9 protein-coding genes are annotated in these 11,287 nt (G+C 70.7%); 2 read left to right on the forward strand and 7 right to left on the reverse strand.

The window, feature by feature from the left end; all coding sequences use genetic code 11:
- Positions 1 to 232 precede the first annotated feature (232 nt).
- Entirely contained in the window at positions 233 to 1,642 is a 1,410-nt protein-coding gene (locus tag DQW85_RS14235; protein WP_113700791.1) for an MFS transporter, read from the reverse strand.
- 87 nt (positions 1,643 to 1,729) lie between these two features.
- On the opposite strand from DQW85_RS14235, the gene DQW85_RS14240 reads away from it, so the two are divergent.
- Positions 1,730 to 2,116: a MarR family winged helix-turn-helix transcriptional regulator gene (locus tag DQW85_RS14240; protein WP_113700792.1), complete on the forward strand. Its 387-nt coding sequence runs from the start codon at positions 1,730 to 1,732 to the stop codon at positions 2,114 to 2,116.
- A 37-nt stretch (positions 2,117 to 2,153) separates the two neighbouring features.
- On the opposite strand, the gene DQW85_RS14245 is transcribed toward DQW85_RS14240, so the two are convergent.
- The 6 genes from DQW85_RS14245 to DQW85_RS14270 form a co-directional block, all read right to left on the reverse strand.
- Positions 2,154 to 3,431, reverse strand: coding sequence for a thymidine phosphorylase (locus DQW85_RS14245; protein ID WP_113700793.1), 1,278 nt, complete (start codon positions 3,429 to 3,431; stop codon positions 2,154 to 2,156).
- Entirely contained in the window at positions 3,431 to 3,826 is a 396-nt protein-coding gene (locus DQW85_RS14250) for a cytidine deaminase (RefSeq protein WP_113700794.1), read from the reverse strand. Before DQW85_RS14250 ends, DQW85_RS14245 begins: the two co-directional genes overlap by 1 nt.
- The gene (locus tag DQW85_RS14255) at positions 3,826 to 5,121 is read right to left on the reverse strand and encodes an ABC transporter permease (protein ID WP_113700795.1); all 1,296 of its coding nucleotides are present in this window, start codon (positions 5,119 to 5,121) and stop codon (positions 3,826 to 3,828) included. The genes DQW85_RS14250 and DQW85_RS14255 overlap by 1 nt, the downstream gene beginning before the upstream one ends.
- Positions 5,118 to 6,257: an ABC transporter permease gene (locus DQW85_RS14260; protein WP_113700796.1), complete on the reverse strand. Its 1,140-nt coding sequence runs from the start codon at positions 6,255 to 6,257 to the stop codon at positions 5,118 to 5,120. Before DQW85_RS14260 ends, DQW85_RS14255 begins: the two co-directional genes overlap by 4 nt.
- Entirely contained in the window at positions 6,257 to 7,864 is a 1,608-nt protein-coding gene (locus DQW85_RS14265; RefSeq protein ID WP_240197175.1) for an ABC transporter ATP-binding protein, read from the reverse strand. Before DQW85_RS14265 ends, DQW85_RS14260 begins: the two co-directional genes overlap by 1 nt.
- A gap of 125 nt (positions 7,865 to 7,989) precedes the next feature.
- Positions 7,990 to 9,081, reverse strand: coding sequence for a BMP family lipoprotein (locus DQW85_RS14270; protein WP_113700798.1), 1,092 nt, complete (start codon positions 9,079 to 9,081; stop codon positions 7,990 to 7,992).
- A gap of 290 nt (positions 9,082 to 9,371) precedes the next feature.
- Here DQW85_RS14270 and DQW85_RS14275 point away from each other — a divergent pair, with 290 nt between their 5' ends.
- On the forward strand, positions 9,372 to 11,255 hold the full coding sequence (locus DQW85_RS14275) for a Xaa-Pro dipeptidyl-peptidase (protein WP_113700799.1): 1,884 nt from the start codon (positions 9,372 to 9,374) through the stop codon (positions 11,253 to 11,255).
- The last annotated feature ends 32 nt before the right edge of the window (positions 11,256 to 11,287 follow it).

The raw sequence follows: 11,287 nt of genomic DNA on the forward strand, positions 1-11,287 counted from the left end.
CGTGGCGTCCGGCCCGCCGGGGCCCTGCCCGCCCCCGCCGCAGGCGGCCTGGCTCATACCGCACGCGGCCAGCACGGCGAGGCCCGCCCCGAAGCGGGCCGCCCTCCCGGACCGGGACGAGCGTGATCGGTTCATACCCTCGTGATGCCCGGTGCGCGAGCCCGCGAAGCAGCGGCGTCCCCGGCACCGAGAAGGGCCCCGCGCCGCCGCGCGGGGCCCGGTCCCGGTCAGGTCAGACGGTCTCGTAGACGGACGCCTCCTGCTCCACGGCGGGAGCCCTGCGGCGCGAGCGCAGTCCGAGAGCGGAGATGCCCAGGCCCACCAGGGCGAGGACCAGCGACACCGCGATGGCCGCGCGGAGGGCGCCGATGGACGTCCCGCCGGAATCCCCCGAGGTGAGCACCGCGGTGACCACGGCCAGCACGATCGCGCCGCCGACCTGGCCCGAGGTGTTGAGCAGCCCGGAGGCCAGGCCCTGCTCGTCGTCGTCCACGCCGCTCGTGGCCTGGATGTTCAGCGAGGGGAACGACAGAGCGAACGCGATGCCCAGCAGCACCATGCCGGGGATGACCAGGCCGCCCAGGCTGGGGCTCTCGTCGATGCCGAGGAACATCGCGTAGCCTCCGGCCAGCGCGGCGGCGCCGACGACGATCAGCTTGCCGGTGCCGAACCTGTCGGCGAACTCGCCCATCCTGGTCGAGGTGACCGCGACCAGCAGCCCGGCGGGCAGGAACGCGAGCGCCGTGCCGAGGGCCGACCAGCCCAGCAGGTTCTGGAAGTACTGCATGGCGACGAACTGGAAGGACACGTACGAGCCGAAGAGGATGAGCAGCCCGAGGTTGGCCCGGACCAGCGAGCCGGAGCGCAGGATGCCCAGCCGCACCAGCGGGTGCTTCATCCGCAGCTCGGCGAGGACGAACAGCCCGAGCAGCGCGGCGACGCCGGCCAGCGAGCCGATCGTGCGCAGCGAGCCCCAGCCGGCCTCCGGCGCCTGCACGACGGTGAAGACGAGCAGCAGCATCGAGGCGGTGATCAGCACGGCGCCGAGCACGTCGTGGCCGCCCTCGGCGGTGTCGTCGTTACCGCGTGGCAGCACCCTGAGCGCGGCCACCAGCGCGACCACCGCGACCGGCACCGGCATCAGCAGCGTCCAGCGCCAGCCGATCTCGGTCAGCAACCCGGAGATCACCAGCCCGAGCGAGTAGCCGCTGGCGCCGCTGGCGGTGAAGACGCTCAACGCCCTGTTGCGCAGTGGGCCCTCGGGGAACGTCGTGGTGATGATGGACAGCGCCGCCGGTGCGGTGAACGCGGCGCTCACCCCCTTGACGAACCTGGCGACGATCAACAGGGTGCCGTCGTCCACGAGGCCGCCGAGCAGCGACGCCACGGCGAAGACGCCCAGCGCGACCAGGAACACCCTGCGCCGCCCGAGCAGGTCGGCGGTCCTGCCCCCGAGCAAGAGAAGACCGCCGTAACCGAGCACGTAGCCGCTGACAACCCACTGCAGAGAAGAGGTGGAAAGCCCGAGATCGTGCTGGATGGACGGCAGCGCCACGCCGACCATCGACACGTCAAGGGCGTCAAGGAAGATCACAGCGCAGAGCACGGCGAGCGCGCCCCAACGGGAGGAGAAAGAGGACATGTGTCAGCACATTACATGCATCCGCATCTAATGCAAAGGCATTTAATTCCTTTGCATGTTTCTCCGCGAAGTGGTAGCCTCCGCGTCATGGACGAGGAGTTCGTCGTCGGGACCTGGCATTACGTCCTGGCCAAGCACGCGAAGGCGATGTGCGCGCTGGAGCGTGAGCTCGGCGACAAGCACGGTCTGGGCGCGAGCGAGTTCGAGGTGCTCGACCGGATGGTCCGCCACGACAAGAAGCTGCGCCTCCAGGAGCTCTGCGACGAGGTCCACCTGAGCCAGAGCGCCCTGTCCCGCGTCGTCGCCCGCCTGGAGAAGGGCGGGCTCGTCACGCGCGGCGTGTGCGACGCCGACCGGCGCGGAGTCTTCGTCTGCATCACCGACGAGGGCCGCGCCCGCCACACCGAGGCGCTCCCGACCCAGCGCGCCGTCCTCGCCGGCGTGTTCAGCGACACTCCCGCCCTGACCGGCTGACGGGCCGCGCGGCGACCCGCAACCCCTGGGCGACCGGCTAGGCCGTGACGCGGTCGATCACCAGAGGCAGGAGCTCCTGGCTCGCCGACCCCCCTACCTCGTAGCCGCCCTCCAGCGCGGCCAGAGCGCGCCCGAACCTGGCCGGCTCGTCGGTGTGCAGCGTCATCAGCGGCTGTCCCGCGCGCACCGGATCGCCCGGCTTGGCGTGCAGCGTGATCCCCGCACCGAACGAGACAGGGTCCTCCTTGCGGGCCCGCCCCGCGCCGAGCCGCCACGCCGCCAGGCCCACCCCGTACGCGTCCAGCCTGGCCAGCACTCCCGACGACGGAGCGTCCACGGTCATCGTCTCGGCCGCCACGGGCAGCGCGGCGTCCGGGTCGCCGCCCTGGGCCGTGATCATGCGGCGCCAGGCGTCCATGGCCGAGCCGTCGCCGAGCGCGTCGGCCGGGTCCTTGCCGGCGACCCCGGCCGCCTCCAGCATCTCCCTCGCCAGCCGTACCGTGAGCTCCACCACGTCGGACGGGCCGCCGCCCGCGAGCACCTCGACCGACTCGGCGACCTCCAGCGCGTTGCCCACGGCGACGCCGAGCGGCTGATCCATGGCCGTGAGCAGCGCCACCGTCCGCACGCCCGCGTCCGTGCCGAGCGCGACCATGGTCTCGGCCAGCTCGCGGGCCCGCTCGGCGGTCTTCATGAACGCCCCGGAGCCGACCTTCACGTCGAGCACCAGCGAGCCGGTGCCCTCAGCGATCTTCTTCGACATGATGGACGAGGCGATCAACGGGATCGACTCGACCGTTCCGGTGACGTCGCGCAGCGCGTACAGCTTCTTGTCGGCGGGCGCCAGCCCGGAGCCGGCCGCGCACACGACCGCGCCGGCCGTCCGCAGCACCGAGAGCATCTCCTCGTTGGACAGCGAGGCCCGCCAGCCGGGGATCGACTCCAGCTTGTCGAGGGTGCCCCCGGTGTGGCCCAGGCCGCGGCCCGAGAGCTGCGGCACGTACGCGCCGCAGGCGGCCACCAGGGGCGCGAGCGGGAGCGTGATCTTGTCGCCGACCCCGCCCGTGGAGTGCTTGTCAGCGGTGGGCCGGTCGAGCGCGGACCAGTCCATGCGCTCGCCGGAGCGGATCATCGCCCGCGTCCAGGCGGCGATCTCGCGCCGGTCCATGCCGTTGAGCAGGATGGCCATGGCCAGGGCCGACATCTGCTCGTCGGCGACCACGCCCCGGGTGTAGGCGTCGATCACCCACTCGATCTGGGCGGTGGTCAGCTCGCCGCCGTCGCGCTTGGTGACGATGACCTCGATGGCGTCCATCACGCGGTCCTGGACAGGTCGTCGGGACCGAACGCGTACGGCAGGAGCTCGGCCATCCGCTTGGGCCCGTCCACGGTCTCGACCAGCAGGTCTTGGCCACCGAACTCGAACAGCAACTGCCGGCAGCGACCGCACGGCATGAGCAGCTCGCCGTGGCCGTCCACGCAGGTGAACGCCACCAGCCGGCCGCCGCCCGAGGCGCGCAGCGCGGAGACCAGGCCGCACTCGGCGCACAGCCCGAGGCCGTAGGAGGCGTTCTCCACGTTGCAGCCCGTGACGACCCGGCCGTCGTCGACCAGGGCGGCGGCGCCGACGGGAAAGTGGGAGTAGGGCGCGTAGGCGTGGTGCATGGCCTCGGTCGCCAGGGCACGCAGCCCGTCCCAGTCGATGCTCATCAGTGTTGCTCCCCCCGCCGGTAGCGCACGCCGTCGGCCTTGGGCATCCGCAGTCGCTGCGAAGCCACGAGCAGCACGAGCAGCGTGAGCACGTGTGGTGTCATGTAGACGAAGTTGTCCGGCAGCCTGTCGACCGTCATCCAGAGCCAGAAAAGCACGACGGCGCCCCCGGCGGCGGCGGCCAGCATCGTGTAGTCCCTGGCACTCCTGGTCACAGCCACCTCGGCCTGTACGGGCGACAGCAACACGCGGATCCGGAGGCCGATGTAGATCAGCAGCAGCACCGCGCCGAAGAGCAGGAACGAGGTGACGGCGGCTGAGCTGCGCAGTTGCAGGCCGTCGGCGTAGCCGAACAGCGCGGCGCCACCGGCGAGACCGCCCGGCCGCCAGTTGCCGAAGATCATGGCGGCCAGGCCGATGAAGCCCTTGCCCCCGGTCTGCCCCTCGACGTACTTGGTGCTGACGAACACCAGGAACACGCCGCCGAGCCCGGCGAACGCGCCGGAGATGACGACCGCGGCGTACTTGATCAGGTAGACGTTCACGCCCAGCGACTCGGCCGCCCACGGGTTCTCGCCGGCCGAGCGCAGCCGGAGCCCGAAGGCCGTGCGCCAGAGCACGAAGAACGTCAGCGGCAGCATCAGCACGGCCAGGATGACCAGCACGTTCACGTCGTGGGTGAGCCCGCGCAGGATGCCCGCGAGGTCGGAGACCAGGAACCAGTGGGTCCGCTCCAGGCTGCCCAGCCAGTCGGGGCCGGAGGACAGCGCTGGCAGGCTGATCGCGGGAGCCTCCGACTTCAGCGGCGGGGAGGTGGTGATGCCCGCGCCGGCCTCGGCCGCCCCCGTGCCCTCCTTGTAGAGGACTTCGGACAGGAAGCGGGTGATGCCGGGGCCGAGCAGGTTGATCGCGACGCCGCTGATGATGTGGTCCACGCCGAACGTCACGGTCGCGACCGCGTGGATGAGGCCGCCCAGGGCTCCCGCGATCAGCCCGGCGGCCAGCGCGGCCTGCCAGCCCCACTGGTATCCGGCCCACCCGGCGAACCAGGTGCCGAGCACCATCATGCCTTCGAGGCCGATGTTGACCACGCCGGCCCGCTCGGCCCACAGCCCGCCGAGACCGGCCAGGCCGATCGGCACGGACAGCAGCAGCGCGGCGGAGAACGTGCCCGACGAGGTGATGTCGTTCTGCCCGGACAGGACCCGGACCAGCGACATGAGCAGGAGGAGCACGGCGACGCCGATGAGCGCCAGGTGGTACTTCCTGACCCGGGTGTCCGCGACGGATGTCATGCTGCCACCTCAACGGGAGTGTTCCGGCCGAGCTGCTGCGCGGCCCGCCGCTCCTCGCGGCGCAGCGCGACCCTGCTCGTGATCTCGTTGGCGACGACCACCAGGAGGACGATCGTGCCCTGCATGATCGCGATGACCGAGGGCGGCACGCTGGCGAACTGCAGCGGCCCCTGCGCGCGGTCCAGGAAGCCGAAGAGCAGCGCGGCGACCGCGATGCCCGCGGGCCTGTTGCGGCCCAGCAGGGCGACCGCGATGCCGAGGAAGCCCAGGCCGGGGGTGAAGTTGGAGCCGAAGGAGTGCTTGTCGCCGAGGATCTCGGGCAGCCCGATCAGCCCGGCGATGGCGCCGGACAGCACCATGGCGGAGATGACCATCTTCTTCGGATCGACGCCCGAGGCCAGCGCGGCCGAGGCGTTGAGGCCGCTCGCCATGACGTCGAAGCCGAACCTGGTCCGCTCCAGCACCACCCAGACCCCGACGCCGAGCAGGATCGCCACGGCCAGGAAGCCCCACAGGCCGCCACCGCGCGGCGCGGGCAGCCCGAACATCTCGAAGACGACGTTGAGGTCGGGGAACCAGGCCGACTCGGGCAGGACGGGCGTGTGGGTGGTGAGCTGTCCCTTCTCGCGGGCGCCGACGAAGGGGCCGCGCACGAGGAACGCAGTCAGGTTGATCGCGATGTAGTTCAGCATGATCGTGGAGATGACCTCGTTCACCCCCCTGCCGACCTTCATCAGCGCGGGGATCAGCGCGTAGAGGCCGCCGACGGCCGCGGCCACCACCATGATCGCCACGATCTGGATCGGCGCGGGCGCGGTGAACAGCGACCCGACGTAGGCCGCGCAGACTGCCGCGATCCGGTACTGGCCCTCCACGCCGATGTTGAAGAGGTTCATCCGGAAGCCGACGGCCACGGCGAGACCGGCGATGAACAGCGGGACCGACCGGTTGATCATGGTGGTGATGCCGTTGACCACCGACCGTTCGGTCTCGCCGAAGTTGAACAGCGCCGCGAACGCCGCCTGCGGGCTCGCGCCCGCCGCGATGATCGCCACGCTGGAGATCGCGACCGCCAGCACGATCGCGGCCATGGCACCTGCGACGGTGAGCAGCGCCCGGTAGAGCCCTGCGGGCATCACGCCTCCTCGGCGGCGGGGATGGCGCCGGTCATGTAGCCGCCCAGCCGCTCGGGCGTCACGTCGGAAGGGTCGAGCCGGGCGACGAGCCGCCCGCGGTAGATCACGTGCAGCGTGTCGGACAGGCCGATCAGCTCGTCGAGGTCGGCCGAGATCAGCAGCACGGCCAGGCCGGCCGCGCGGGCGTTGCGCAGGTGGTCCCAGATCGCGGCCTGCGCGCCCACGTCCACGCCCCGGGTGGGGTGGGCGGCGATCAGGAACCTCGGCCCGCTGCTCATCTCGCGGCCCACGATCAGCTTCTGCTGGTTGCCGCCCGACAGGGCCAGGGCCAGGGTGTCGACGCTCGGCGTGCGGACGTCGTACTCCTCGACGATGCGCGCGGTGTCGGCCTTGGCGGCGCGCCGGTCGATCCAGACGCCCTTGCGCGCCGGCTTCCTGGTCTGGTGGCCGAGCACGCGGTTCTCCCAGAGCGACGCCTCCAGGAGCAGCCCCTGGCGGTGGCGGTCCTCGGGGATGTAGCCGATGCCCTCCTCGCGGCGCCGCAGCGTGGTCCAGCCGCTGATGTCCTCGCCGCCCAGCGCGATGTCGCCGTGCACGGGCCGGATGCCCATGATCGCTTCGATCAGCTCGGACTGGCCGTTGCCCTCGACGCCGGCGATGCCGAGGATCTCGCCCTGGTGGATCTCGAACGACACGTCGTCCAGGAGCAGCCGCCTGCCCTCCTGGCGGAGCCGGTCCACGTACGCGCCGGCTGAGGCGCCCTTCGGCACGGGCCGGTGGCCGTCGGCCTCCATGGTCAGGCCGGACACCTTCAGCGCCACGGTGTCGGTCACCGTGGACTCGCGGGTCTCGGGCGTGGGCAGCTCGCTGCCGACCATCAGCTCGGCGAGCTGCCGCGCGGTGACGTCGCGCGGGTCGACGCTGGCGACCGTGGTGCCGCGCCTGATCACGGTGATCGCGTCGGCGATGCTCAGCACCTCGTCGAGCTTGTGGGAGATGAAGATGACGGTCAGGCCGCCCGCCTTGAGCTCCCGAAGGTTCTCGAAGAGCTCCTCGACCTCCTGCGGCACGAGCACCGCCGTCGGCTCGTCGAGGATGAGGATGCGGGCGCCCCGGTAGAGGACCTTGAGAATCTCCACGCGCTGGCGGTCGCCGACGCCGAGGTCCTCGACCAGCCGGTCGGGATCGACCTGCAGGCCGTGGCCGGCGGCGAGCTGCCTGATGCGCTCGCGGGCGCCCGTCGCGTCGAGGACGCCGCCCCGTCCCGGCTCGGCGCCGAGGACGATGTTCTCCAGCACGGTGAAGTTGTCGGCCAGCATGAAGTGCTGGTGAACCATGCCGATGCCGGCCGCGATGGCGTCGCTGGGGGTCCGGAAGGACATCTCCGCGCCGTTCACCTTGATGGTGCCCTCGTCCGGCCGCTGCATGCCGTACAGGATCTTCATCAGGGTGGACTTGCCCGCGCCGTTCTCCCCGACGATCGCGTGCACCGTGCCGGGTTCGACGGTGATGCGTATGTCGTGGTTGGCCACGACGCCGGGGAAGCGCTTGGTGATGCCCTCCAGCTCGACGGCCGGTGGCGCCGTGCCGAGGGTCTCGGTGTTCACTGGTCGCTCACCGCTCCTCATTTCGCTGCGCGGCCCCGTTCGCTGCTCACGTCCACTCCGGGCTCGGGGCGGATAGACGGAAGGCCCGGGGTCTCCGGGCCCTCGATCTGCGTTTCCACGTCAGGTTACGGCTTGGCCGGAACCGTGATCTTGCCGTCGATGATGTCCTTCTTGGCGGCGTCCAGCTTGTCCTTGATGTCGTCGATCTCGCCGCCGGTGGTGGCCAGGCCCACGCCGTCGACCTTGAGGTCGTAGATGACGTTGTTGCCGCCCACGGCGCCCTTGGCGCCGCCCTGGGTGCTGCCCTGGAACGCCTTGATGTACTCGAACACGCCGACGTCCACGCGCTTGAGCATCGAGGTCATGATGACCGACTGCAGGTCGGTCTCCTTGATGGTCTGGCGCTGGTCGGAGTCGACGCCGATGGCCTTCTTCTTGGCCGCCGCCGCCGCCTGGAACACGCCCAGGCCGGAGTCGCCGGAGGCGTGGTAAACGATCTCCGCGCCGTCCTGGAACATCTTCTCGGCCGCGACCTTGCCCTTGTCGGGGGCCTTGAAGCCGCTGAAGTCGCCGTCAGGGGTGAGGTACTTGACGTCGATCTTGGCGTCGCTCTTGACCGACTTGACGCCGGCCGCGAAGCCCGCCTCGAACTTCTTGATCAGGTCGTTCTCGACGCCGCCGACGAAGCCCACGTGGCCGCTCTTGGCCTTCAGGGCCGCGGCGACGCCCGCCAGGTAGGAGCCCTGCTCCTCAGCGAACAGCAGGCCCGTGACGTTCGGGGCGTTGGAGGCGGAGTCCACGACCGCGAACTGGATGTCGGGGTATTCCGCGGCGGCCTTCTTGATGTCCTCGCCGTAGGCGAAGCCGACGCCGATGATCGGGTTGTAGCCCGCGTCGGCGAGCTGGCGGAGCAGCTCACCGCGGTTGGAGCCGTCGGAGGCCGGGCTCAGGTCCTTGATCTCCGCGCCCAGATCGGTCTTCGCCTTCTCCAGACCCGCGTACGCGGCGTCGTTGAAGGACTTGTCTCCGCGCCCGCCCACGTCGAACGCGAGGCCGACCTTGAGAGCGCCCGCCTTGGGCGCGTCGCTGGCTCCCGCGCTGGGCTGGGCGCTGGACGTGGTGCCCCCACCGGTGTTGCCGCCGCAGGCCGCGGCTGCCATGAGCATGGCGCCGGCCATCGTGCCGACGGCCATCCTGCCGAATCGCTTGCCGAGCAAGTCGACTCCCTTCCATTTCCCCGCCGTCAGACTTCATCGCAGGCGCGAAGAAAAGTACGGCAACCCTGCACGGAAGATAGTTGGTCAAGCAGTGCCCTCCAAACCTGCACACAGGGTCGCAATCGGTCCGTTATCGACATCATTCGCGTCCGTGACCTGAGTCTGGGGGAGCCTTTGAGGGGGATGGTCCCGGAAAGATTTACCCAAGCTTGACGGGCCGGGGGCCCTTGCCGAGCGGTCGATCATGACAGAGATTCCCGTCATAGGTTGATATTTCCTGTGGAGATCGCATGCATCCTCGCAAGACCCTCGCCGTGCCCCTGGCCGCGGCTCTCGCCATGGCCCTGACCATCGCCGCACCGGCCCGCGCCGACACTCCCTCCATCAAGGTGGAGAACGGCGCCACCCAGCCGGTCTTCTCGCGCGCCGAGGCAGTCAAACAGACCGTCTACGTGGAGGTGGAGGGCACCGACAGCGACGGCGACGGCAAGCCCGACCGCGTCGCCGTGGACATCCTGCGCCCCAAGGAGACCGAACAGGGCCTGAAGGTTCCGGTGATCATGGAGGCCAGCCCCTACTACGCGGGCGGCAACGACGTCGCCAACCACCCAGTGGACGTCGACGCGAACGGCAACCCGCTGCCCACCCTGCTCTCGCTCACCGACAAGCTGCTCGCGGAGCCGTTCGACGGCTACTACGACAATTACTTCGTGCCGCGCGGCTACGCCGTCGCGCTCGTCGAGAACCTCGGCAGCGGACGCGCCACCGGCTGCCCGACCACCGGCGACCGCAACGAGACGGCGGGCCCCAAGGCCGCCATCGACTGGCTGAACGGCCGCGCCAAGGGCTTCACCGCCGAGGGTGAGCCGGTCGACGCGACCTGGTCGACCGGCAAGGTCGGCATGATCGGCGTCTCCTACAACGGCACCCTGCCCAACGCCGTCGCCGCGACCGGCGTGCGGGGCCTGGAGACGATCGTCCCGATCGCCGCGATCTCGTCCTGGTACGACTACTACCGGGCGAACGGCGGCGTGCTCGCGCCGGGCGGCTTCCAGGGCGAGGACGCGGACGTACTGGCCAAGTACGTGCTCACCCGCGCCGACGGCGAGCGGGTCTGCGCGCCGGTCGTCGACCACCTCACAGCGACGCAGGACCGCGTCACCGGCGACTACAGCCGCTTCTGGGACGCCCGCAACTACCTCAACGACGTGGGCAAGGTGAAGGCCAGCGTCTTCCTGGTGCACGGGCTCAACGACTGGAACGTCAAGACCAAGCAGTTCGCCCAGTGGTGGTACGCCCTGTCCAAGCGCCACGTGCCGCGCAAGATCTGGCTCCACCAGGGCACGCACATGAACCCCTTCAGCCTCCGCACCGTCGAGTGGCTCCGCCAGTTGCACGGCTGGTTCGACCACTGGCTGTACGGCATCGACAGCGGCATCATGCGCGAGCCGCAGGCCGACGTGGAGACCGCGCCCGGCGCCTGGGAGCGGCACGGCTCATGGCCCGTCCCCGGCGCCAGGCCGGTCCGCCTCCACCTCGACACGGGCTCCAGGCTGGGCCTCCTCCCCCACCCGCTCGCGCCCCGCGAGTCGTTCACCGACCAGAAGACCCGCACGGCCGAGCAACTGGCCGAGTCGGCCCCGGCCCCGGACCCCAACCGCTTGGCCTACCTCACGCCCGCACTCCCGGCCGACCTGCGGATCTCCGGCACCCCGGAGGTGTCGGTCCGGGCCTCGCTGCGGGACGGCGCCTCGCCGTACCTGACGGCGCTCCTGGTCGACTACGGCACGGACGTCCGCGCCGACGGCACCCTCGTCCCCACCGGCGAGACCCTCTGCTACGGGCAGGGCGTGCCGGGTGACACCGGCTGCACCAACCTGCGCAGGCTGGGCACGGCCACGACCCCGTACAAGATCGTCACCCGTGGCTGGCTCGACGTGCGCAACCGCCACCGCCCCGACCGCACCGACCGTCTGCTTCCCGGCCGCGAATACTCCTTCACCTGGGACTTCCAGCCCACGGACCACGTCTTCAAGAAGGGCCACCGGCTCGGCCTCGTGATCCTCTCCACGGACCGGGACTACACGCTCCGCTACCCGGAGGGCACCAGGATCACCGTCGCCCCCGGCCGCTCGTCAATCACCCTCCCGGTCTCCCCGGGAGTTCTCCCGTAACCCTCCGCCGGCTCCGCGCCCGCCGGGCGCGG

The sequence above is a fragment of the Nonomuraea lactucae genome (genome assembly GCF_003313395.1).
Classification (GTDB): Bacteria; Actinomycetota; Actinomycetes; order Streptosporangiales; family Streptosporangiaceae; genus Nonomuraea; species Nonomuraea lactucae.

What these genes read in the sequence shown, in the direction of transcription:
- DQW85_RS14235 (WP_113700791.1), bottom strand. Translation starts at nt 1,642, where the DNA reads ATGTCCTCTTTCTCCTCCCGTTGGGGCGCGCTCGCCGTGCTCTGCGCT.
- DQW85_RS14240 (WP_113700792.1), top strand. Translation starts at nt 1,730, where the DNA reads ATGGACGAGGAGTTCGTCGTCGGGACCTGGCATTACGTCCTGGCCAAG.
- DQW85_RS14245 (WP_113700793.1), bottom strand. Translation starts at nt 3,431, where the DNA reads ATGGACGCCATCGAGGTCATCGTCACCAAGCGCGACGGCGGCGAGCTG.
- DQW85_RS14250 (WP_113700794.1), bottom strand. Translation starts at nt 3,826, where the DNA reads ATGAGCATCGACTGGGACGGGCTGCGTGCCCTGGCGACCGAGGCCATG.
- DQW85_RS14255 (WP_113700795.1), bottom strand. Translation starts at nt 5,121, where the DNA reads ATGACATCCGTCGCGGACACCCGGGTCAGGAAGTACCACCTGGCGCTC.
- DQW85_RS14260 (WP_113700796.1), bottom strand. Translation starts at nt 6,257, where the DNA reads ATGCCCGCAGGGCTCTACCGGGCGCTGCTCACCGTCGCAGGTGCCATG.
- DQW85_RS14275 (WP_113700799.1), top strand. Translation starts at nt 9,372, where the DNA reads ATGCATCCTCGCAAGACCCTCGCCGTGCCCCTGGCCGCGGCTCTCGCC.